This window comes from Colwellia sp. MB02u-9 (genome assembly GCF_014077085.1).
Taxonomy (GTDB): Bacteria; Pseudomonadota; Gammaproteobacteria; order Enterobacterales; family Alteromonadaceae; genus Cognaticolwellia.
This window is the reverse complement of record NZ_JACGVF010000094.1, coordinates 55,323-79,558: the sequence shown is the minus strand read 5'-3', so window position 1 is coordinate 79,558 and position 24,236 is coordinate 55,323. Positions and strand designations below refer to the sequence as shown.

The window sequence follows — 24,236 nt, the reverse complement described above, 5'->3', positions numbered from 1 at the left end:
GAAAATTGTATGGCTGGTTCCTGTAGTTATTTCGCCATTACTGATAATTGACGATTTAGATACAAAAAATCTTATAACAATTATTACAGCAATTATTTATTCGTGTACTTTATTCAAAAACAAAGTATGGAAGATGATAAGTTAGAACTAGAAGCTTTCTCTAGCTTTAATAGTCGGTATTTCAAGTTAGCTTCAAAAATTGATCTAATTCTAAATAAAGATGAAGGTCAATACTTAACAGATGAAGAAAAAGAAATCCTTGATGAGTATTTTTATTTCAAAAAAGGCAGGATTTCTTTAGATATATGGCGTAATTGGGCACATGGAATTAGCGCAACAGTTAGAAGTCACGAATTAATTCAAAACTACTGGAATAAGACTGTTAGAAATAAAGTTAATTATGGTTTAACGCTTAAAGAAGTTGAAAAATATTTAAAGTGATATTTTCTCTAAACAAGAATCGGCTTTAAATTAATTGCAGAAATAAAGGTGACGCTACGTATAATTTACAAGGGAATAGTCGCAAAAGTAAATTTCATGCACGTAGCGTTACGCAAAATAGGATCTAGTTTTTAACTTGCAAACGATAAAATGTCAGTACACTAAAATACTAAATAGACTAATTAATTCAACAAGATGAATTCCCAGTGAAGACTGGATCCGATCCAGTTTTTAATTTGGATTAACAATTACAGGGCAATAGCACTGCCCTCCATGTACCCCACTATGTCCGATACTCTATAATATTGGACATAGTGGGATAGTTCATTTATAGTGGCTTCACACAGTATTTATCGATTATTTTGAGCCAGCTAATGTCTGCATTAAAAACTTGTCCCGAGCCATTATTTCCAACTTACCCTGAGTTATGTGAATTTACCTTTGAAGATTATCCAAGCGTTAAAACTTTATTAACACCTGATATTGCATTGGACTCAGCATTAGACTCTAAGTCTATTGCTGTGTCTGAGACAGAATCTGGACCTCAAATATGGTGGTTAGAACATTGGCATTGGGGAAAAGATTTTTTAGCCTACACGGGTCGAAATAAATCTGCCCATACTTACGATCGTTTTCGCAATGAAATTGAAAAGTTTCTGCTCTGGAGTTTCTTTATAAACAAAACCCCCATAGACAGATTAAGAAAAACTGACATTTTACAATATGCTGACTTTTGTTGGAAACCGCCCGTAACCTGGATTGGTACCAGTAACCAAGAACGCTTCAAATTAGCTAACGGCTATTTTGTCATTAATGAGCATTGGCAACCATTTAAAATTCAAGCCGCAAAAAGTCAAATTATTAAAGATGTTGATAAGAAGAAATATCGTCCATCTCAACAAACATTAACTTCTTCATTTACCGCTATTATCGTTTTCTACAACTATTTAATGGCTGAAGAACTTTGCTACGGCAACCCTGCACAAATTGCTAAAAAAGACTGCAAACATTTCATTAATGACGTACAAGTTAAAGAAGTTAAACGCTTAACTAATAGTCAGTGGCAATATTTGCTAGATACTGCCACTGATATGGCAGACGAAAACCAGTCTTATGAGCGAAACTTATTCGTTATTGCCGCATTAAAAACCCTATTCCTAAGGGTATCAGAGCTTAGTGATCGTGAATTTTGGTCACCTATTATGGGGCATTTTTGGCAAGATGAAGATGAAAACTGGTGGTTTAAGGTGTTTGGCAAAGGCCGTAAGCTTCGTGATACCACAGTACCGCCCGACTTTATGAGTTTTCTAAGCCGGTATCGATTATCTCGCGGACTTTCTCAACTCCCTGCTAATGGTGAAAATACCGTTTTAGTTGAAAAAATTCGGGGGCAAGGAGGCATGAGTGCTCGTCATTTAAGGCGTATTGTGCAAGAAGTTTTTGACTTGGCTTATCAAAACATGAAACAAGTTGAAGGTGAAAACAGAGCCCTAAAACTTAAAGAAGCTTCTACCCACTGGTTGAGGCACACAGGTGCGAGTATGGAAATTGAAAGAGGCCGTGCCCTAAAAGATCTTTCAGAAGATCTTGGTCATGCTAGCATGGCAACCACAGATACCGTTTATGTCCAAACCGAAAACAAAAAACGTGCTGAAAGTGGCAAACGCCGAAAAGTTGATTAATTGCTTCATCTAAAATATCAAAACAACTTATAAAGAATAAACATCAGGGCAAACAGTGACAGTTGCCCTGCTGTCACAAAGATAAATTTGTTTAAAACGATTTTGCCATTGCTCGATTTCACTACTGATAAAGCTGTCTTGCCAAATTTTTTGGACATGATAAAAGCTGTCTTTTCCAAGTAGCATCAGATGCAATATTTTGGCTTCACTGCCATTTTTTTTCTTACAGTTTGTCTGCCATATCTCGCTTGGATATAGCTCATTAGGCAAAGATTCTAGTGTTAGTGTTGTAAACTCTACACAGGTGTCATAACCAGGTTGGTCTATAACTTGGCGAAAGTAAGCTATTTTTTTATCTTTTGGTGCAGTAACACTGATAACGTAAGCATCTTTAAAGCCATGAATGGGATGTTGCCACATTCTAGTATGGTAATTTTCTTTATTTTCAATCGAAACATGCCAACCAGCTAAAAAGCCAGAATAAGGCGTAATGAGGTTTTCACCTTTAAATACAGATGTTTTATGTTCAACAATATTTGTGCAGCCAACTAAAAAAATATAACTAAGGCTTAATAAAAAAATATTTTTGATAATTTTTATCTGCACGCTAAATTTACCCCTTAGAAAATATTGAACATTATATTACTCGTTAATATAGGCTTTTTAGGGTTTTGTTTATATAGCGAATATATTGAAAAGCTTTTAATTAATCAAATTTTCACCCCAAAAATATATTACGCCTGGTTATTATTTCACTGGTCGCAATCTATATAAAATTTTGATAATAAAACTAGTATGTTATTAACTTTAAGCATAACGTACCAAACGTATAATTTATAAATATTGGAGCAGGCATGAGTGAAGAAAATTCATATATCCCACCCAAAGTGTGGCAATGGAATACTAGCAATGGTGGTAATTGGGCAAGCATTAACCGCCCTATTTCTGGATCAACACACGATAAAGTATTAGAACAAGGTAAGCACCCTTTTCAGTTATATTCCCTTGCAACGCCCAATGGCGTTAAAGTCACCGTTATGTTTGAGGAGTTACTGGCCTTAGGTAAGGAAGCACAATACGATGCCTTTCTAATTGATATTAGCAAAGGAGATCAATTTGGTAGTGGCTTTGTTGAAATTAATCCAAACTCAAAAATACCTGCCTTGTTAGATAATAGTGATGAGCAATCAATTCGCTTATTCGAATCTGGTTCTATTTTATTTCACTTAGCTGAAAAATTTGATGCCTTTTTACCCAGTGACAACAAACGTGCTGAATGTATGTCTTGGCTATTTTGGCAAATGGGTAGCGCACCTTATCTTGGCGGTGGCTTTGGCCATTTTTATGCTTACGCCCCTGATAAAATAGAATATTGTATTGATAGATTTTCTATGGAAGTAAAGCGTCAACTCGATGTACTCGACAAGCATCTTAAAAACAATCATTACTTATGTGGTGATGAATATACCATTGCCGACATTGCTATTTGGCCTTGGTATGGTGCACTTGCTTTAAATCGTTTATATGATGCTGCTGAATTCCTAGATTTATCGTCTTATAAACATCTAATGCGTTGGGCAGAAGAAATAAATCAGCGACCTGCAGTAAAACGTGGTGTTATGGTCAATAAAACCTGGGGAGAGCTATCAAGCCAGTTACATGAACGACATGATGCCAGCGACTTTTTAGAACGTACACAAGATAAGCTAGCCAAAGAGTAGTGTAAAAGCAAAAGAGCGTATGATAAATGCGCTCTTTTATCATACCGTACCAACACTAATATAAATCTAAAGACTTACACCAGTTACTGGCATGAACAAATTCTTTGTGGATAAAGTTTGGGTCAAGTCGATATAACTCAGCTAATGGCTGAATATTTTCACCCTTACCGGTAATGTAGTTTGTGGTTAAATCTAACAGTTTTCCTAGTAACCCAGTGTGATTTACTAGCGCATCTTCAATCGGTTTCGCTAAGGGCATGGTTTTTAAAACTTCATTCATTGGCATGCTCAAAATCACCTCTATTGCACTTAATAAACCGGTAATAAAGGCAAAGTCGCTCACGGCAATGAATACACTTTCATTGGCAATTTTCGCCATTAATTTAGCGGTTATCAAAGATTGTTTTGAAACTTCACTGTATTTAGTAGTTGTTAGTTTTGATAACGCAAGAATCGTAACGAACTCTTTAAGCTTGTCTTCACCTAAGTATGCTGCAGCTTGTTTTAACGAAGTTATTTCTACCCGTGTGCCGGTTGCTACATTGTTAACTAATTTAAGTAACCCAACCGTTAAATTAACATCGTGACCAATTATTTCCGCTATACGGTTAAAGTTTAGGGGCTTATTAAAGGTTTCACTGATCAAATGTAGCATTTGCGATTTAATGGGTACTAACGTTTGCCCAGCAATAATTTCGGGCTCATGATAGAAAAATCCTTGGTAATAACTAAAGCCAATTTCCGCCAACGATTGTAACTGATAATTGGTTTCAACCTTTTCAGCAATTAACTTAATATCAAAAGCTTTGATTCTATCCAAAACTGGACGTATACGTTTAGCGTTAGTTTTTTCTATATCGATTTTTATCATCGCGAGATAGGGAAACAACACATCCCACTTTTCATCTAGGTCATATTCGGTTAAAGCGACTTTATAACCTTGATCATGATAATACTTGACGATTGTTAACAGCCGATCATTGGCTGACTTATGCCCCACTAATTCAATGACAATACTGTCTTTATTGAACATCAGCGGATAGTTATTGATCAGGCACTTTTCAGTAAAATTTATAAAGGCTAACTTACCTAAACTAACCGATTGAATGTCACTCTGAAAATGATTTTGTATGATCAATTTAGAACTGGCAATATCTTGATCTATTTCGGGGAATTTATTCTCTGGACTATCTCTAAATAAAAGTTCGTAACCAAGCGTTTGATTATTTTTGTCTAGTATGGCTTGACGAGCAATATAGCTTATTTGCATAGGCAGATTCTTTAAAGACGGATGGTTAATAAAACATAGCTTATTTTCCATCTTATTGAAAAGTTATTTAAAAAATAGCTAAGTTTTAATTTTTATCGGCTATGTAATAAGTGCATGCAAATAGACTATGGCTAAACGTCAAATAAAGTAACCTTAGCGTTTGCAATGTCTAAGCTAATTACATCACCGTAATGAAGGTGTTCAATGAATGGCGCAAGTAATTCAAGTTGATTTATTGGCTGTAAGTGCTCTATTTTAGTATCAAGTTGCGGTTGATAAATTAGCGCAGGATAAGAGGTAGAGTTGGCTAAAATATGACATCGACAAAACTTGAAGTTTTCTGCCGGCATATTTTCATGCCATTTTACTTGCTTAAAATAGTGATCATAAAAATTCATAACAATGGCATGGCAGTTAAATTGAGCATTTATTGTTGCGAGATAGTATCCGTTAAGATCCAACCCCAGCGCTTGAAAAAATGGTAACTGTGCGCCGATAGTGCCTCGAGGGAATCTAGGATCATTTGCACGACCTGACGCCACTTGATGCCCTTTTACCACGGTAAATTTAAATATCGCCATTTGTGCCTTTTTATTTAGCTTGAGCCGGGCTTGCTGAGCAAAGTAAAACTGACTAGCTTAACTAAGTTCTGTGCTTGCATCATTGGTAAGGCTATTTAACCGATTACTTAACTATTTGCTCAGCTACTTGATAGCTACCGTCAATATTATCGACATCTGTTAGCCCTAATGCTCGAGTAATAATAGGTAATACATGTATGTTCTCAAACGCTGCAGTTTGCTTGTTTTTACTAAATGCAGGTCCCGTTGCGATAAAAATAGCCTCAAGGTCTTGAGATGACTTTGGATCGTAACCATGTGTTTCTGCTTTGATATTCGCCTTACCTTGACTAAAAACATAAGATGGTAAGGCTTCAATAATAACATTAGGTACTACCGCTGTTTTTCGGTTTAAATGCCAATGGGCTGGAAAGTTAAGGTATTCATATACACGGTATTGGGCTTGTTTGTTCTCGGTTTGAGCATTGGCTTGGGCATGATTAAATAACTGAACACTTTGCTGTAATTTAATCTCGTTATCGCTATACAAATATAATTGTGTGGCGCCATTAATGGCTTTTACACCCTCGATAATATTTTCCTGCCATTTTATAACATGGTGTTTATTAATTTTAGTCATGCCATGATCTGAAACAATCACTAAATTAACCTTACCCTTAAATTCCTGATTAATTTGTTGGACAAAATCTCCAAGTAAAGCATCAAGTTTGCTTATAGCATCAATAAGTTGTGGAGAGTTTTCACCAAATTCATGACCGGCATCATCAACACTGGCAAAATAACCCGCGATAAAATTTGGTCGTTCGGATTCAGGTAAGCGTAACCATGTCAGTATTTGCTCAAGCCTTGTTTTATTCGGGGTGGAATGCTTATAAGGATAATAATAACTAGCCGTTTTATTATCTATGGCTGTCTCAGATTCTGGCCAGAAATAAACCGCCGATTTATTGCCCTGCATTTCATTGATATGCCAAAGTGGCTTGGCAGTTAACCAGCGGGCATCGTTTTTTCCATCACCAAATTTATAGTCTTTATCAATATCTCGATGATAAAAGCTATTATGCACAATGCCATGATTTATTGGATAACGACCGGTGATAATACTTAAGTGATTTGGAAAGGTTTTACTAGGATAAACCGGTAACAAAGCTTTGGCACTAGTGCCCTGCTGCATGAGTGACATTAACGTTTTAGGTTGGTATTGTGCTATGTAACCTTGAGCAAAACCATCGATAGATAATAGTACGAGCGGCGTTTTAGCCAAACTCACAGAGGAAAAAAAACAGCCCAAAAGTATTAATGCTTTTAGATTCATTCGACACAACCAGATTAAGTTCGCTTTAATTTTAGACTGTGTAAGATAAGGTAATAATAATTTTTTTACAAGCGAGTAGCTTAAGCTTTTGGTCTTTACGCTAGACGACTGAAAATTTCACTCTGCCTATTTCCTTGATATAACAACCAACACAGGTTAAGGCCGTATGTTAGTTGCTTTAACTGATAAAATAACGGCTATTCGAATAAGTCTAAAATATTGACCAAATCTTTTTTACCATGGGCTATTTCGTCAGGTGTTAAACCTGATAATTCATGTGGAAAAACTAACCATTCCGTTGATTCATGAACATAATAATCAGGCACTAAATCCACTTTGGAATTTGTGGGTTTATACCAAGGGCATGCGATTCTGATATCTTTTGGCATATTATTGCGGGTTAACTTTTTCATTTGAGCTATTAACGCTTCAATACTTCGACCAGAATCGAAAACATCGTCAACAATTAACAGCCCGTCATCGGCATTGGCATTTTCAATAATATAATGTAAACCGTGCACTTTAATTTCTTTGCTTTGTTGGTTTATACCGTAATAAGAAGACGTGCGAACCGCTATATGGTCAGTTTCTACTTTTTTAAAGTCAAAATATTCTTGTACTGCAATGCCAATAGGTGCACCACCACGCCAAATTCCAACAATAAATTGTGGTCTGAAACCGTCTTCAAAAACTTTCGCAGCAACACGAAATGAATCTTCAAGCAACTCTTGTGCTGTTATAAATCGCTTTTCCATTGATGAGCTAACCTCATTAAATTAATTTTTTGTTGAGGGGCATTATAACGTGTTTTTTACTAGCCAGAGTAGCCCAGTCGACTTATTTATATATTTTGAGCCACAAAGCTGATTTTCAGAAAGATAACAGCAAAGGCGATAATAAAAACAAGGGTGCTTATTCAGCTACCTGCATGATAAAAAACAAACGTAAAGGTGGTCAGCAAGATACTGTAAACTGGCTACTATATTTCAATATCAACTAATCCAAATAAGCCTAGTAAATCACAAACTAAAAATACCTTGATAACAATAAAGCCAAAGTTATATGTAAAGTAAAGCACAGGTTATTATTTTAATATCAAGATTTACTCTTTTTGATTTAAAATAGTTAACTTCACTAAGTATTGCTTATCGAGTTGAGCGAGATGATTTTTTGCCATGGCTTTTTTGATGTAGCTTTTCGCCTTTCCTACCTCATCCAACATATAGTAAACTTTTGCTAAACCAAAATAAAATTCATGGATGTTTTTATTAAGTTTTATCGCCTTTTTATAGTGATTCATTGCCTCTTTATAAGCGCCTTGATAAAATTTTTCATCACCGAGTAACGCATAATAATAAGGATTACTTGCTCGCTTGCGCATAATATAGCTGTCTAGATGTTTCGCTTCTTCATAAGACCCGTTGGCATGTAATAACATACTCAAATTAGCCATCGTGGTTAAATTATTATGGTTTAAACTTATCGCATATCGGTAAGTGTCAATCGCACTTTGCTGATAACCATTAAAACGATATAAAATACCTAAGTTACCCCACGCGGAAGAAAAAAGAGGATCGACTTTGGTGGCTTTTTTTAAATAAGCATAAGCCGTAACATAATCACCATTAACCATGGCAGTAGCGGCTTTATTATTGTAAAACATTGCCAGCACGGTGTTTTTATTTATTTTATGTTTTTCAAAAGGCTGTTTATTTACAAAAGGGTCGAAATCAATTTCAATACTTGTGCGCTGAAAAAGCACCCTTTTATCAGAAGATTTTTCATCCAAAACAGTGAGGTTAATATGACCGGTAAGCATATTAACACGACCATTACGCACCCAGTATTCAGGCACGTCAACACGTTGAAATGCAACGCTTAGCTTCGCCTCTTGCGCTATTGCATAAGCCATAATAGTTAATGATAAACAATTAGCCGCTTGGTTTTTAAATGCTTGGGTGGCAATAACATTGGCACCAGACTCATAAGCTAAATTGATGTCTTCCGGACTAAAGAAATGCTGAAGTAGTTTGGTCGCTTTTTTGCGGGCATCACGCTCTAAACTAATACTTTTTGCCATGGTTTTCATCTCGGCACTTAAGGCAAATATTTCTGTGTCAGTTTCTATTAAAATATCTTTATAGCCGATAAATTTATCATCTAAAAATTCACTAGCCTGGATATCGCCAAGATAATAGTTTTGTAATGTATTACCTGACTGGCAGCCAGTTAATAAGATAATTGTTATGCCTATAGCGCAGAATATTGGTGTTTTTTTCATCTATACTCCAAGACAATATCAACTTAGATATACCTTAAGCATATTACTTATTATGATATTCAGCCGTTTTTTTACCTTAGATTAATAAAAAAATACACTTCACTAATCGGCATCATCACTATATTGAGTTGCCAATTCAAAGCCTTGCCTACAAATGGACGAGTAATTTTTTTTATTCCCTGCTATGCTTCGGCTTAATTAACTTGCTAAATTTTATTGGTTTTACATTTATGAAAAAAACACTGGCCGGATTTTTTACCGGAAGTGCTATTGCCGTTATCATAATCATAGCTACCACTAGCTATCAGTTATATAAGAACAAATATGCCACCATTGACGCTCAACTAAACGAAATATCAGGTATTGAGTTTGATAAACACAATAAACTGTGGGCAATTAATGATGGTGGCGACCAAGCAAAGTTATACCAGCTAAATAAAACAGGTGGTATTGATAGAGAAATCACCATTACTAACGCTAAAAATATTGACTGGGAGGATATGACTCAAGACGATTTTGGTCATTTCTTTTTAGGCGACTTTGGTAATAATGACAATCTGCGTAAATGGTTAACGATATATAAAATTGAAAACCCCATCGATATAAAAGGTGAAACAACTCAGGCAGAAATCATTAAATTTAATTATCCTGAACATACCAGTTTTCCACCTAAAGCCGATGAAATGGTATTTGATGTTGAAGCTTTTGTTTTTTATAAAAAGTACCTTTATTTATTTACCAAAAACCGTACCGTACCTTTTAACGGTATAACTAGCTTATATAAAATTGGCGCTTATGCGGCTAATCATGATGCAGAAAAAATAAGTAAATTTAAAACCTGCACTATTGCCGAAAAACTCTGTTGGATAACGTCAGCTGCTTTAAGTCCGAGTAAGAAAAAACTGGTACTGCTCGACTCACAACGCATTTGGCTGTTTGAGAATTGGCAAGGTGATGATTTTTTCTCTGGAGATAGGTATCGCATTGATTTAGGTATTGTGACGCAAAAAGAAGCGATAACCTTTCTTAATGAAGAGGTTATTGTTTTTACTGACGAAGAGTTTTTCGGTATTGGCAGGAACGCCTACGAAATAAACCTTAATGATGTCGAAAAACATAAATTTTAAGCTTTAATTGCTCAACTTTAAGCATTAAAAATGAGCGAGTTTTTCTATTTATGTGGTAATCCCGCCATGGTGCATGACACACGAGATGTATGACTTAAGCTAGGTTTTAAAAAATACTTAAGACGCGCTTCGGAACATTTTTAGTTTTAAAAACTATGACTAAAAATATGGGTAGTTGCTCACTCAGCATAATTAAAACAGGGTCAAGACCTCACCTAGCAAACGAGTTCATTGGGTCAGTAATTGGCATAATCACCTGACAAAATGAAAAGTTTTCATCGAATCATATGATTCTTTTTAATATAAAACTAAATTTCTCACTACCTACCACGATTAAACGCTAAATTTTTTCGGATAATTCTCTGGTTCAAAAGCCATCAACCAACTCATTTATAGCTCTTTTAATCGTCAACTTTATTAGTCAGTTTTTATCATCTTATAATGATATTACCCTGTGCTAATTCAAGCCAAAATTCACTAGTAACAGTAAATATAAAATGTCATAAAAGGCCGGCAATACCAACTCAGCAGTAAAATAAATCATTATTGCTGAAATTATTTCACTACATTCTTGCACCCAATAACCCTATAAATAACCTTTTTTTTAAATATCAGATTTTATTAAAAACATAATGAAAAAACCCATGATAAAAAAATTATCTCAGTTGATAGACAATATTAAGGTAAGTGAATAATCACACCGTTAAATTATAGGGTTATTGGAGTTGTCTTTTTTCGATCACCAGGAGTTATCAGGGTTACTACTCGTTTGTTAATGGTAACCCTGAGGGTTATCTATGCATTTACAGATGGAGGTGTTGGGGTTATGCTTAGTAAAGATAAGATAAAGGACAAAGCTATGAAATATCCAGTCTTGGTTTTACGCAATAACGATGATAAAAATTACCTGCTTTCAGTTGTGGATTTACCGGGCTGTCAGGTAAAAGCAGCAACCATTGACGAGGGCTTTTTATTATTAAATGTCGCCATGATTTCACACTTAAACATATTGGTTGAATACGGTGAAAAAGTGCCACAGGCAAAAACTATTGAAGAGCATATGTTGTTATCTTCTGCCGCCTCACCTATTTGGGCCATGCTGGATTTTGACATTGTCCCCTACATGGGGAAAAGCCATAAAATAAATGTAACCTTACCTGAACTATTAATAAAACAAATTGATGATCGGGTGGCTAAATCTTCAAATTACAAAACACGCTCTGGTTTTATTGCCATGGCATGTTTAACAGAGTTAGTTAATACTAAACACAATTAAACGACTTCAAACTAACGTTTGAGGTCGTTGTTCTGGCTGAGTTATATTGAGTATAAAAACTAATAATGGTTAAAATTCTCCTTATAAATCAAGTGACATGATACCACTTAATGAATTGAAAAGGCTAAAAAATTGACTATTGAAAATGCAAACTTACTACTACTAAGTAGCTCTCGTGTTGGTGATACAACCTACTTACAACATGCATTAGCCTTAATAAAGGCAAAGCTTATGGGTGTTAATGAATTATTATTTATTCCTTATGCCGGTGTGACAGTCAATTACGATGACTACACGGCAATGGTGCAAAATGCATTAACTGAGCTAGGCATTAAAGTAACCGGTATTCATCAGTATGCTGACCCCGTCAGCGCAATTAATGCCGCGCCAGCAATAGCGGTTGGTGGTGGCAATACTTTTAATTTATTGCATCAGTTATATCAAAACAAGTTAATTAAAGCCATTCAAAGCAAAGTAGCACAAGGCACGCCTTACATAGGCTGGAGTGCAGGTTCAAATATTGCGGGACTTTCTATTCGCACGACAAATGATATGCCTATTATTGAACCTGAAAGTTTCAATGCTCTGCAACTTGTTGATTTTCAGTTGAATCCACATTATACCGACTATAACCCTGCTGGTCATAATGGCGAAACTCGTGCACAACGTTTAGCCGAATTTATGGTGCTAAACACGACTACACCCATTGTTGCGATTGTCGAAGGAACCGCGTTAGATATTAAGCAAAATACCATTAAGTTAGTATCGGGCTTATCTGATACAAAAGGCTCAACAACTGCAGCTAATGGGTTTTTATTTAAGGCAGGTAAAAAAACTGTTATCACCACTGAAGATAACTTAGATTATCTTTTATAAATTATAAACTAGATATAAGTGATGTATGTCATATATGTGATCTTCAAATAAAGCTTACTAAGTTGAAGCTAGCAGTGATTTTCGCTGTAGTGGCATAATTAATTTTGCCACTACAAATCGGTCGCCACAGTGGTTATTTGTCGTAATATATTGTCTTTCTAAAGATTCTAAGCACTAAATTCTTAACAAACCAGCACTAGACTTATCGACAAAACCTTGAATCACTGTTGCCAATACATTTTCATATCTATATAGGTAATCCAATACCCGTCATGTTCATAATGCTCTAAGCAATGAAGCATACATTTGAATACGTTTTGTATGTGTTCACTTGGCAGGCTCAAGTAAATTTTAATGGTTATACTCTGATTATAAATTATTTTGCATTGGTTATATTTCTTAGCACTTGAAGCGGCTAACTTCAGGTGTTTGAGACAGCTAGGAACTTGAAAAATAAAGCTATAGAATGATATTTCTACCACTAAATCATCAAGTTCCTATGAATAAAGGAAGGTATACTAACGTTTATGTTTACCTAGCTCCTGTCTCCTCTGCACTATTTTCCATCATCATTATCATCGTATTCATGTGATTTATCTTCCTCTGCATTATGATTCATCATTTGCTCCATCATCATTTGCATCATGTTCATGTGGTTTTCCATCATGCCCATACGTTTTTCCATACTCATTTCTTTACTCTTGTTCATTTGTGCCATGCCGCCTTTGTCTCCCATCATGTCACCTTTGCCGTTCATCATATGCATGTCTTTTGGCATCATCTCCATGTGCTGTTTCATCATTTCCATATGTTGCTCCATCAATTCTAGATGTTTATTTGGATCCGTTTCTTTTTTAATCTTTTCCATCAATGATTGCATCTCTTGCATATTTTGATGCATTTTCATCATTTGCTCATGACTCATCATTCCCATCATGCTGCCCATCATCTTACCTTCATCTTTCATTTCAGCTTTATGATTATCAAAGGCAAATACCGGTGAAGCCAATACACTTGCTATAACTATTGCTTTAATTACTGTTTTCATGAGTTCGTCCTTTTTTCATTGTTGTAGTATTAAATTTTTTCATACCAAATTTAGAGTCTGCTTAAGGTTATTATTCAATTAACGATAGTGAACAATCTTAAAGCTTTACTACTTCCTTCTTTCCTCACATTGTTATCTATTAATAGCAGTAGTTATTAATAGATAATTAACGTCCTGAAACTTTGTGATAATTTACTATTTCTACGTCAAAGTTCGTTTATTGTTTTAAGTGGTGTTGCTTTTAACTGATATTGCGTTACTTCTCTTACAGCTGAATCACCATTAACTTATTTAATTTTTTTATTGGTTGTTAACCATAACCAAGTTTAAATTTCAGTATAGCGTTGCCAAAAACTTATGCTCACTTCTTTCCAATGCAATCAGTCTAAGCAATAATTAATCAACCGCTCCTAGTAAGAAAAATAAATCACTCATTTGTCATTGCTGCCAAAATGCTTCCATTGGTATCAACATGAGTGTTTTAGCTTTGTATGCTATATGTTTTTGGCCAATTTATGGGGGCTAAGTAACGGTAAAACCCATAACGTAATTACATCCTGATTGCCAACACGAGCGAAATTCCTGAATATGAAGGTTCTCTTATTAACCCTTAAGTTTTCTTTATAGTTACGGTTGTCGACTGAAGCATAGAGCATGGGATATAGAATGAAAGTGCAATTTTTTTGATGCGTTAACAGTGACTATTTGGCAACCACAAGACAAATAAAAACAGATAGTTGACTTAGCTGAGGGAATAATATGTTAGCCACAAATATTGTTGAATGCTCAAATCTCATGGGTTTATGGATAGCAATAAGTAAAAAATTTGATCTTGGAATAATGCCATTGCTGAAATTTTATTTAATAGTTTAAAGCAGGAACGCCTTCATTGGCAAAACCATGAAACGCGTTACCAAACACAGCAGGATGTGCTGAGTTAAACAATAATCTAGTACGACAGCCTCTGACTTCATTCTTATCTGGGTTATCCTAGGTTATCAAAGTCCAAATAAATTTTAATGATTAATTAGAGTATTATAAATGATTGCTTAACTGAGGTAGTTGAATCAGTCAGACCATGCCAGCCTAGTAGGTTTGACAGCTATGTGGGGCAAAAAAAAAGATGACTAAATTTTAATCCAAGGTAAATTTTCTGCTTATTAGCACGTACGGACAGTTTTTACTTTGCAGATTGATTTTAAAAGAAATTTTTAACTGCCGGTACTTATAACAGATAAAGCAAAATCATATTCAAAGGTCCCTTTGTATTCAAAAAAATGCCCCTGTAACCGTTTTTGTTATAGGGGCAAAAAAATATACTAGCGAATGCACTAAATAATTTTAATTTAGCTCACTATCCTTCCAGAACTTAGTTCCTTTAATAGTAGCTTGTAGTGCTAAACCATTTTCGGTGAAAGTGTATACGGTAACGTCACCATAATATATTTCACCTTCAACTGATGCACCCTTATTGCCTGCTTTTGCGGCCGCATCTGCATTACCACCAAAGGTCCAACCTTTATTAACAAAGTTGTTCATTGCTGCATTGGTATGAAAAACCATTACGATACGGTAGTCCTTAACACCAAGTCCTAAGCCAACGCCTCCTTCAGCCATATTCATATAAATATATTTACTTGTGTTCATATCTTTTACGACGCCATAACCTGTACCTGCTGCGATCAGTATCAAATTCACATTGGCATTAGAAAATACGGCGTAACCTGGAGCCGCGTTTATTTGTGCGCGAGTGTCGGGTTTATTAGCAAAAAGCTGGGTTAAGACATTATCTTTCATGGTAAGTATCTCTTGCTGCTTTTCCATTTTACTACCTGTCCCCATGGACGCGCACGCCACTAAGGTAAAGCAAAGAATTAGACAGGTTAAATTTTTAATCGATAACATTTTTTATCCTCTTCATTTCAAGTTTATATCACTTAACCTTATGCTATTTTAATAACATACAACGTTATGTTTAATATATGATTTCAATTAGTGTCCGTAAAATGCGCCACAGACTTAATATTAATAATATCACTATTTGGTTGATTGCTTAAATCCGTAATCAATGCAGGTTTAACTACACTAAAAGAAAGGGCAAAAGTGAAAGCACCTGCAAGAATTCATGCGGAAAAATTGATAAAATCAAATACCCTTGTAACGGTAGGAAAGTAGGAAAGTAGGAAAGTAGGAAAGTCAAAGATATGGTCTGACTTACCTACTAGCTATCAAATTGGTATTAGAATAGTTATTTGCCAAATACTGCTTAATTCTTTATTTCAAGCAGGCAGAATGGAGTTGCTTTAAATACCAAGTTATTTTATCGGCACCATAATATGAGCATATGGAGTATCTCCCCACATAACAAATGGTCCTCCTGATTGAGGATCTCGAGTTATTCCTTTTAGCATTTCTTTGGGAACAATGATCATTAAGTGGGGACCAGTTTCTGTATAATCATGAGCCTTCTTATGATCAGGATGATACGGCGTCGCATTACTCACTCCCGAACCAATATCACCTTTTAACATGTATGAAATGCCAATTCCTTTCGCCTTAAAATCAGCTTTAGAACCAACCGCACTCATCATCTCCATCCAAAGGGCATCATTACACATAGGTGCTTTATCTCCTGGCATAGTGTCAGGCATACAAGTCCAATCGTTAGTACCTTTTTGTAAAACTTGTCCGTCTGAATCAAGGATAGTCGCTTGTTGACTTATAGACGGTGGTGCAGCGGCCATGGCCCGATTGATTTTGGTTTCGCTTGACTCTGCTAATACCGCAAAATTAACAGACAACAAGGATATTATTATAAGTATTGTGTATTTCATCTAATATTTTCCTTTTTTATCATCTAAAGTTATAACTCAATAATTAAGTTACGAGCATTAAAGTATAGGTTAAAAAAAAATCGTCGTTAATAATACCTGTAATTTTGTGCCTTGCTTGGTCGGTTCTTGAATAACAAGAACCGACCACTTTGTGGTGTTGGTGGTTATAATGTGAGTTAATATCAAAAATTATCTACAATCAAAAACATCAATAAAAAATTAAATTTTCTTACTGGGTTAACCAATGTTTACTACTTATATAAATGAACAGACAGACGTTAAATCAGTGAGGTTAATAACCTAATATCTATTCGCTGCGCTGCTTTAGTTATATCTAATTCAAAAGGTAACTCTGCCAATTTAGGTATGGGTAGTAGTGTAGTCAACTCACTAATATTTTCCGCTAAATAAGGCATGCTTTCTGGACAGTTTGCTATCCAGCCCACACAGTTTAGGCCATCAGCTACAATTGACTGATAGGTTAATACCGCATGGTTTAAGCAGCCTAGTTTCATATTCACCACAAGTACAACATCTTGACAACTTGCTTGTACGAACGCTGATAAATATTGCCCTTGCCCTAGCGGTAAACGCCAGCCACCCGCGCCTTCACAAATAACAACATCAGCAGCTAATGCGGTAATTTTTTCATAGCCACGTTGAATATCTATTAAGCTAATGGCTTGTTGCATCTGAGCTGCAGCTATATGTGGTGCAATAGCTTTTTCAAAAGTGATCGGGTTAACCTGAGAAATCATTTGTTGGCAATTAGACTGTTTTAACAATAACAAAGCATCGTTATTCACTAACTGATGATTAACTCGCTCGCAACCCGCGGAAATCGGTTTATAGACCGCCACTTTTTTATTATGGGCCACTAAGGCATGCACAAGCGCTTGAGCTACGTAGGTTTTACCTGCGTCTGTGTCGGTGGCGGTAACAAATAGCTTTAACATAATAGGTCACTCTTAAAATTCAATCATTGTTTTTATGATGGGCTGTTTATCAGGTTCTTAGGCTTAATAAGACAAAAAGATCAGAGACAAGGCTTAGTCTTTTAATTTAACCACTAGCCCAGATAAAACTTTATAAGTAGCAGGATATATACCATTGGGTTGCAAAAATTCTTGATAGTTTTGGGTCATTTTTTGCCATTTATCTTTACCCGCAAGTCCTTTTCCCTGCTTTTTAGGCAGATGATTAGCGCCAAGGCTTTTCAACTCATGGGCTAAATGTAAAACATTTTCATATGCTAAAACAATATCCTGCTGCTTAGCGTGCAATAGCTTTCGATCCGCGCCATCAAATAACGCTATAATTTCACTTTCTATTTTAAAATCAATTACGTGTTGATCATTGTCAACCTGCGCCCAAGCAGACTTTAATTCAAATAAAGTCCCGTCAATTAGCGTACTAAAAGCAAATGAACCACCAGGTTTTAACACCCGTATTATTTCATTTAATACTGGGTCTAGCGGATCACACCATTGGATCATTAGGTTTGAATAGACAAAATCAATGCTGTTATCTTGCAAGGGTATTTTATAAGCGTCTGCTTCAAGCCAATGAATACGTTTATTGCGATTATCTTTGGCAAAGTGCAGCATTTTTTTTGATACATCTAAACCAATAACTTGTCGGTAACGACTTGATAGCAGCTCAGTAAAAAAACCTGTACCTGCGCCCAAATCTAAGACGGTTATATCATGGTTATTAGGTAACCATGGCATTAAATGCTGGCCACAATAGCGTTGTAAACGTGCTGAAATATCATAAGAAGTCGTGGCCGAGCCAAAAGATCTCGCTATTTTAAAACGATTAGTCTTTTCAGACATTATACTATAACCTCGTTAATACAATTAGCTAAGTAATTGATATCTTTAACTTCATGGCTCGATGTTACGGTTACGCGTAACCTAGAGCTGTTTTTTGGAACCGTTGGTGGACGAATAGCACTGAGCCAAATGCCCTTATCTCGAAGTTTTTGACAAACATCAAGTGTGGCAATTTCATCACCAATAACGATGGCGTGAATTGATGAGGCATTGTTAATAAGTTGAACCTTATGGCTTAATTTTGAGGCGAGTAATTGACTTAATTCGACAATTTTTTCTCGACGCCAATGTTCCGCTTGAATAATTTCAATACTCTTTTTTGTTGCCCAAGCTAAAGCAGGTGATATCGCAGTGGAATAAATATAATGCCGAGAAAAATTAACTAAGTAATCAGCCAGTAATTCATCACAAGCAACAAAAGCGCCGCTTGTGGCAATACTTTTACCAAAGGTGGCCATCACAATATCAGGGGCTGCGATACTACTGCTACCTTGGCCTTTATCACCGACAACACCCATACTATGCGCGTCGTCTAGATATAATAAAGCGTTATGTTGTTGGGCTATTTTCGCTAAATGAGTTACGTCAGCCTGATCGCCGTCCATACTAAAAACCCCTTCTGAGACAATAACTTGGTTTAACTCTTTACCGTCATCATTAGCCTTAGCTTGACCTCGCCTTAAGAAATTTTGTAATTGCTCAGTATCGTTATGTAAAAAGCGTTTTACTTTAGCGTCACTTGATAACGCACCATCAATTAATGACGCGTGACTGAGTTTATCTAAATACAGCTCACAACTTTTATCACCCAAGGCGTGCATAAGCGCGTTATTAGCGGCAAATCCACTGGCAAACAACAAACATTTAGCTTTATTAAGCCAATCACAAATATCGTTTTCTAGTGCTTGATGCGCATAAGAGTAACCGGTAATTAAACTTGAGCCACTCGCACAAGTACCGAATCGTTCGGCGCCAGCTAGCAATGCTTGGTTAATTTTTGGATGATGATTTAAACCCAGATAGTCATTTGATGAAAAGTTTAAGTAACTTTTATGATCAATTTTAACATAACGGCCATTTTGCTCAGCAACACACTGACGCACACGATAACGTGCGCGCTGTTTTTGCTCAGCAATAGTTGTAGTTAAGAAATCAAACGCCATAAATATTAAGTAACCGCGTTATAAAATAGATCGCTATTTTTTTGATCAACCACAGTGGTAGTAATTTTTGCTTCGTCTGCTGCTGAACTGGCAATGGTTTCAGTATTAATACCTAAGCGGTTAAATAACATCATATCTTTATTGGCTTCAGGATTACCTGTGGTTAATAATTTACAACCGTAGAATATTGAATTCGCGCCCCCTAAAAAGCACAGGGCTTGCATTTGTTCATTCATCGCGTCGCGCCCTGCTGATAAACGTACATGGCTTTTTGGCATCATGATGCGTGCCACCGCAATACAGCGCACAAATTCAAAATGATCTAAGTCTGCTACATCAGATAACGGCGTGCCTTCAATTTTTACCAACATATTAATCGGCACACTTTCCGGTTGTGGTGAAAGGTTAGCTAATTGTGCCAATAATGACGCCCGGTCTTTACTTTCTTCACCTAAACCTACTATGCCACCACTACAGACTTTCATGCCTGAACTGCGTACATTAGATAAAGTGTCTAAACGGTCTTGAAAAGTACGTGTCGTGATAATTTGATTATAATGCTCTGGTGATGTGTCTAAGTTATGGTTGTAGTAGTCCAAGCCTGCAACTTGTAACTCACCGGCTTGCTCAGCAGATAACATGCCAAGTGTCATACAGGTTTCAAGTCCCAGTGCTTTTACACCTTTAACCATTTCGACCACTGAAGGCATATCTCTTGCCTTTGGGTTACGCCAGCCAGCGCCCATACAAAAACGTGTTGAACCTTGATCTTTCGCCGCTTGTGCCGCTTCAAGCACTTTACTCACTTCCATCAAGCGCTCTTTATCAATGTCAGTTTTATAACGGGCACTTTGAGAGCAGTATTTACAATCTTCTGGGCATGCGCCGGTTTTAATCGACAACAAAGTACTCACTTGTACTTCATTAGGATTAAAGTTTTCGCGATGAATAACTTGCGCTTTAAACATCAAATCATTAAATGGCATGTCAAACAGTGCTTTAACTTGGTCTGCTTGCCAGTTATGGCGTACTTCACTACTACCTTGGTTGGTATTATTAACTGGGGTATTAACGTTGGTATTTGAGCTAGATTCACTTACCGCTGATGTTTGCTGTGTCATAGTTATTCACTCGTTTGTCAATTGCATCTATTAATATTAATCGGTAGTCTATGCATCAACTCAAACATGTCAACCAAACCAACGAAGTAACATTTACATATGAACACTAAACAAACAGAAAGCCTTGAATTTGATAAAAACCACGTTTGGCATCCTTATACTTCTATGTCGAAACCATTACCTTCTTATCTGGTCGAATCTGCCGAAGGTGTTCATATTACCTTGGCCAGTGGTGAGAAACTTGTTGATGGTATGTCATCGTGGTGGTCTGTATTGCACGGTTATAATCACCCCGAATTAAACGAGGCCTTAATAAAACAGACTGAAAAATTTGCCCATGTGATGTTTGGTGGTTTAACCCACGAACCGGCGATTGAACTTGCCAAAACACTCATTGAGCTAACACCTGAGGGCTTAAATAAAGTGTTTTTAAGTGATAGTGGTTCAGTGTCAGTAGAAGTGGCGTTAAAAATGTCGATACAGTATTGGCACAGTAAAAATAAGCCTGAAAAGCATAAAATACTCACCGTAAGAAATGGTTATCACGGTGATACCTTTGCCGCTATGTCGGTATGCGACCCCGTTAATGGTATGCATCAGTTGTTTGAACCTGTATTAATGAAGAATTTATTTGCTCCCGCGCCAAAAACTCACTTTGATCAAGCATGGAATGCTACCGACGTTGAAGCGTTAACTGCCATGTTTGCACAACATCATCAGCAAATAGCGGCCTTTATTATCGAGCCAATAGTCCAAGGTGCGGGTGGCATGCGTTTATATCATCCGAATTATTTAAAAACCTGCCGTAAACTTTGTGATCAATATAATGTTTTAATGATTGCTGATGAAATCGCCACAGGCTTAGGCCGCACTGGCAAGTTATTTGCCTGTGAATGGGCTGATATTAGTCCTGATATTATCTGTCTAGGTAAAACCCTCACCGGTGGCTACATGACACTGGCAGCGACCTTATGCACTGATGAAGTGGCTAATACTATTAGTCATGGTGAAGCGGGCTGCTTTATGCACGGACCTACCTTTATGGGTAACCCGCTAGCTTGTGCCCTTGCTAACGCCAACCTTAAAATATTGAAACGTAATCAGTGGCAACAACAAGTAACTGATATTGAGCAGGTTTTTAAGCAACAATTATTGCCTTTAAAAAATCATCACAGGGTTCAGGATATAAGAGTGTTAGGCGCTATAGGGGTAGTTCAAAGCACTGAGCATGTTGACATGGCCGAGATTCAAAAGCGCTTTGTTGAGTTGGGCGTATGGATACGTCCTTTTGGACAACTTATCTATATTATGCCGCCATTTATTAGTGATAAAACACAACTAAGTTTACTGATCAATGCCATTAGTACCGTATTAGATGAAGATAAGTGTTTTAAGCGCAACTAACCCCCTTGTTAGCGCTGCGCTATAAAATAATGTTGGCGACTTAATAAAGTTGTACCAATATAAAGCTAACCCAGGCGATGGTAATCACAAGTAATAATAAAATATTAAAATACTTACCATCGTTTTTACGCCGGCTACGGTAATTATCAATGATTAAACAAAAATAACTACTTAGGGCACTTAGCAATAAAACAATGTATAAATAGCCGGTCAGTGGTGTCTGCCAAATTTTTCTAATTTCAATATTATGGTAACGCAAAATGCCATAGTCGACATCGGGTGCCGCATAATAAGAAACAATGATAGCGCAAACAAACAAGCTCCAACCAAGGATAGCCAATACTCTTAACGCATAAGTCCATAAATCAGCAGCATTCCTGCGCTCTTTGCCCGATATTTCATACTTCACACCGCTTTTCATCCCTAATTTCACGTTATTTTTTTATAAAGACCCGATTTAAAAATTTTTACTTGTTAAACCTTACAAGCAAGGTAACATAGCACCCCTTAAAATTTGAGTACATTTTTGACAAAAAAGAGGTTTGTAAATGTCAGTCATTGCCATTACTGATATCTTGGCAGGAAAATATCCTGTTAATGAATCAATTACTATCCATGGTTGGATCCGCACACGTCGTGATTCAAAAGCAGGTATTTCATTTTTAGCGGTACATGATGGTTCATGTTTTGACGCTATTCAAGCAATTGCTCCGAGCAATTTGGATAATTATCAGACTGATATATTAAAACTTACTACAGGTGCTGCAGTAAAAGTTACCGGTATTTTAGTTGAATCTCCAGGTAAAGGTCAGTCGTTTGAGCTCCAAGCAGAACAAGTAGAAGTATTAGGACTTGTTGAAGACCCTGATACCTACCCAATGGCAGCAAAGCGCCATAGTATCGAGTTTTTACGCGAACAAGCACATTTACGTCCACGTACTAATATAGGTGGCGCAGTAGCACGTGTGCGCAATACCTTGGCACAAGCAGTACATCGTTTTTTACATAGCAAAGGTTACTTTTGGATCAGCACACCATTAATTACTGGTAGTGACTGTGAAGGCGCTGGTGAAATGTTCCGTGTTAGTACGCTTGATATGGAAAACTTACCGTTAAATGATGAAGGCAAAGTGGATTACAACCAAGACTTTTTTGGTAAAGAAACTTTCCTAACCGTTTCAGGTCAGTTAAATGTTGAAACTTATTGTTGTGCGCTGTCTAAAGTGTATACCTTTGGCCCAACATTCCGTGCTGAAAATTCAAATACGACTCGCCATTTAGCTGAATTTTGGATGATCGAGCCCGAAATTGCTTTCGCTGATCTTTCTGATGCCGCTGATCTCGCTGAAGAAATGTTGAAGTATGTTTTCCAAGCCGTGCTTGATGAACGCGCCGACGATATGGCTTTCTTTGAACAACGTGTCGATAAAACGGTAGTAGAGCGTTTAAACTCAGTGATCAACAACGACTTTGTGCGTTTAGATTACACTGACGCGATCACCATTTTAGAAAACTGTGGTAAGAAGTTTGAAAACAAAGTGGCTTGGGGCGTTGATTTAAACTCAGAGCACGAACGTTATTTAGCTGAAGAGCATTTTAATGGTCCGGTAGTGTTACAAAACTATCCGAAAGATATTAAGTCATTCTACATGCGTTTAAATGACGATGGCAAAACCGTTGCGGCTATGGATATTTTAGCACCCGGTATTGGCGAAATCATTGGTGGTAGCCAACGTGAAGAACGTTTAGATGTGTTAGACAAACGCTTAGCGGAAATGAATTTAGATCCAGCAGATTACAGCTGGTATCGTGATTTACGTCGTTACGGCACAGTGCCACATTCAGGCTTTGGTTTAGGTTTTGAGCGCTTGGTCGTTTATGCAACTGGCATGCAAAACGTGCGTGACGTGATACCTTTCCCAAGAACGCCTAATAACGCGGCTTTCTAAGTTAGTATCATGCAAAACTAAAAAAGCCCTCAATTGAGGGCTTTTTATTTACAGTCAACTTACCAACCATACCCACTACCTATAGACTTACCAGCTGAATACATTTTAATGTACATATACTAATCTTGTTATTACTTAATAAATTTGGATATGAATGATGTCAGTTCTAGCAACCATTCATCATCAATCCATGGTATATAATCCTTTGTCAGCTGAAGCTAAGCATGGGTTTATCTCAAAGCTTAAGTCCTAGTTTATTTGCTTGTTATATGTACTTTGCACTACTTTTTGTCGAATAAGTGCCAAGGTATA

At 36.6% G+C, this 24,236-nt stretch carries 22 protein-coding genes; 8 read left to right on the top strand and 14 right to left on the bottom strand.

The features are described 5' to 3' along the window. The first annotated feature begins 126 nt into the window (after positions 1 to 126). Positions 127 to 441 carry a hypothetical protein gene (locus tag H4J65_RS09035; RefSeq protein WP_182197709.1) on the top strand — a complete coding sequence of 105 codons (315 nt, stop codon included), beginning with the start codon at positions 127 to 129 and terminating at the stop codon, positions 439 to 441. Positions 442 to 815: 374 nt separating this feature from the next. After that, positions 816 to 2,123, top strand: a complete 1,308-nt coding sequence (locus H4J65_RS09030; RefSeq protein WP_182197706.1) for a tyrosine-type recombinase/integrase — start codon at positions 816 to 818, stop codon at positions 2,121 to 2,123. A 27-nt stretch (positions 2,124 to 2,150) separates the two neighbouring features. On the opposite strand, the gene H4J65_RS09025 is transcribed toward H4J65_RS09030, so the two are convergent. Continuing rightward, positions 2,151 to 2,729 (bottom strand): hypothetical protein, encoded by a 579-nt coding sequence (locus tag H4J65_RS09025; protein ID WP_182197704.1) that lies wholly within the window; start codon positions 2,727 to 2,729, stop codon positions 2,151 to 2,153. 248 nt (positions 2,730 to 2,977) lie between these two features. On the opposite strand from H4J65_RS09025, the gene yghU reads away from it, so the two are divergent. Continuing rightward, the gene (gene yghU / locus H4J65_RS09020; protein WP_182183615.1) at positions 2,978 to 3,844 is read left to right on the top strand and encodes a glutathione-dependent disulfide-bond oxidoreductase; all 867 of its coding nucleotides are present in this window, start codon (positions 2,978 to 2,980) and stop codon (positions 3,842 to 3,844) included. Positions 3,845 to 3,899: 55 nt separating this feature from the next. Here yghU and H4J65_RS09015 read toward each other — a convergent pair whose 3' ends face one another. From H4J65_RS09015 to H4J65_RS08995, 5 genes are all read right to left on the bottom strand, one after another. Beyond that, a complete protein-coding gene (locus tag H4J65_RS09015; protein ID WP_182197702.1) occupies positions 3,900 to 5,114 on the bottom strand; it encodes an EAL and HDOD domain-containing protein in 1,215 nt (404 codons plus the stop codon). A gap of 131 nt (positions 5,115 to 5,245) precedes the next feature. Next, positions 5,246 to 5,695 carry a hypothetical protein gene (locus tag H4J65_RS09010; RefSeq protein WP_182183611.1) on the bottom strand — a complete coding sequence of 150 codons (450 nt, stop codon included), beginning with the start codon at positions 5,693 to 5,695 and terminating at the stop codon, positions 5,246 to 5,248. Between the two features lie 103 nt (positions 5,696 to 5,798). Beyond that, entirely contained in the window at positions 5,799 to 7,010 is a 1,212-nt protein-coding gene (locus H4J65_RS09005) for an ectonucleotide pyrophosphatase/phosphodiesterase (RefSeq protein WP_182197700.1), read from the bottom strand. A gap of 197 nt (positions 7,011 to 7,207) precedes the next feature. Then, positions 7,208 to 7,765, bottom strand: a complete 558-nt coding sequence (locus H4J65_RS09000) for a phosphoribosyltransferase (protein ID WP_182137977.1) — start codon at positions 7,763 to 7,765, stop codon at positions 7,208 to 7,210. A gap of 347 nt (positions 7,766 to 8,112) precedes the next feature. After that, positions 8,113 to 9,291 carry a tetratricopeptide repeat protein gene (locus tag H4J65_RS08995; RefSeq protein WP_182197698.1) on the bottom strand — a complete coding sequence of 393 codons (1,179 nt, stop codon included), beginning with the start codon at positions 9,289 to 9,291 and terminating at the stop codon, positions 8,113 to 8,115. A 230-nt stretch (positions 9,292 to 9,521) separates the two neighbouring features. On the opposite strand from H4J65_RS08995, the gene H4J65_RS08990 reads away from it, so the two are divergent. The 3 genes from H4J65_RS08990 (at position 9,522) to pepE (ending at position 12,570) form a co-directional block, all read left to right on the top strand. After that, positions 9,522 to 10,418 (top strand): hypothetical protein, encoded by an 897-nt coding sequence (locus tag H4J65_RS08990; RefSeq protein WP_182197696.1) that lies wholly within the window; start codon positions 9,522 to 9,524, stop codon positions 10,416 to 10,418. Positions 10,419 to 11,277: 859 nt separating this feature from the next. After that, positions 11,278 to 11,694 (top strand): type II toxin-antitoxin system HicB family antitoxin, encoded by a 417-nt coding sequence (locus H4J65_RS08985; protein ID WP_182197694.1) that lies wholly within the window; start codon positions 11,278 to 11,280, stop codon positions 11,692 to 11,694. A 138-nt stretch (positions 11,695 to 11,832) separates the two neighbouring features. Further along, a complete protein-coding gene (gene pepE / locus H4J65_RS08980; RefSeq protein ID WP_182198204.1) occupies positions 11,833 to 12,570 on the top strand; it encodes a dipeptidase PepE in 738 nt (245 codons plus the stop codon). A gap of 556 nt (positions 12,571 to 13,126) precedes the next feature. Here pepE and H4J65_RS08975 read toward each other — a convergent pair. The 7 genes from H4J65_RS08975 to bioB all read right to left on the bottom strand — a co-directional run bounded on the left by H4J65_RS08975 (position 13,127) and on the right by bioB (position 20,436). Continuing rightward, positions 13,127 to 13,618, bottom strand: a complete 492-nt coding sequence (locus tag H4J65_RS08975; RefSeq protein ID WP_182197691.1) for a hypothetical protein — start codon at positions 13,616 to 13,618, stop codon at positions 13,127 to 13,129. A gap of 1,341 nt (positions 13,619 to 14,959) precedes the next feature. Continuing rightward, on the bottom strand, positions 14,960 to 15,523 hold the full coding sequence (locus H4J65_RS08970; RefSeq protein WP_182197689.1) for a YSC84-related protein: 564 nt from the start codon (positions 15,521 to 15,523) through the stop codon (positions 14,960 to 14,962). Between the two features lie 410 nt (positions 15,524 to 15,933). Further along, entirely contained in the window at positions 15,934 to 16,452 is a 519-nt protein-coding gene (locus H4J65_RS08965; protein WP_182183594.1) for a hypothetical protein, read from the bottom strand. 278 nt (positions 16,453 to 16,730) lie between these two features. Beyond that, the gene (bioD, locus tag H4J65_RS08960; RefSeq protein ID WP_182197687.1) at positions 16,731 to 17,408 is read right to left on the bottom strand and encodes a dethiobiotin synthase; all 678 of its coding nucleotides are present in this window, start codon (positions 17,406 to 17,408) and stop codon (positions 16,731 to 16,733) included. Positions 17,409 to 17,501: 93 nt separating this feature from the next. Then, on the bottom strand, positions 17,502 to 18,287 hold the full coding sequence (gene bioC, locus H4J65_RS08955; RefSeq protein ID WP_182197684.1) for a malonyl-ACP O-methyltransferase BioC: 786 nt from the start codon (positions 18,285 to 18,287) through the stop codon (positions 17,502 to 17,504). Then, the gene (locus H4J65_RS08950) at positions 18,287 to 19,450 is read right to left on the bottom strand and encodes an 8-amino-7-oxononanoate synthase (protein ID WP_182197682.1); all 1,164 of its coding nucleotides are present in this window, start codon (positions 19,448 to 19,450) and stop codon (positions 18,287 to 18,289) included. The genes bioC and H4J65_RS08950 overlap by 1 nt, the downstream gene beginning before the upstream one ends. 5 nt (positions 19,451 to 19,455) lie before the next feature. Continuing rightward, a complete protein-coding gene (gene bioB, locus H4J65_RS08945) occupies positions 19,456 to 20,436 on the bottom strand; it encodes a biotin synthase BioB (RefSeq protein WP_404851947.1) in 981 nt (326 codons plus the stop codon). Between the two features lie 234 nt (positions 20,437 to 20,670). On the opposite strand from bioB, the gene bioA reads away from it, so the two are divergent. Further along, positions 20,671 to 21,975: an adenosylmethionine--8-amino-7-oxononanoate transaminase gene (gene bioA, locus H4J65_RS08940; RefSeq protein ID WP_182197677.1), complete on the top strand. Its 1,305-nt coding sequence runs from the start codon at positions 20,671 to 20,673 to the stop codon at positions 21,973 to 21,975. A 40-nt stretch (positions 21,976 to 22,015) separates the two neighbouring features. Here bioA and H4J65_RS08935 read toward each other — a convergent pair whose 3' ends face one another. Continuing rightward, the gene (locus H4J65_RS08935) at positions 22,016 to 22,384 is read right to left on the bottom strand and encodes a hypothetical protein (RefSeq protein ID WP_259363072.1); all 369 of its coding nucleotides are present in this window, start codon (positions 22,382 to 22,384) and stop codon (positions 22,016 to 22,018) included. Positions 22,385 to 22,523: 139 nt separating this feature from the next. Here H4J65_RS08935 and asnS point away from each other — a divergent pair, with 139 nt between their 5' ends. Next, the gene (gene asnS, locus H4J65_RS08930) at positions 22,524 to 23,924 is read left to right on the top strand and encodes an asparagine--tRNA ligase (protein ID WP_182135719.1); all 1,401 of its coding nucleotides are present in this window, start codon (positions 22,524 to 22,526) and stop codon (positions 23,922 to 23,924) included. Positions 23,925 to 24,236 lie beyond the last annotated feature (312 nt).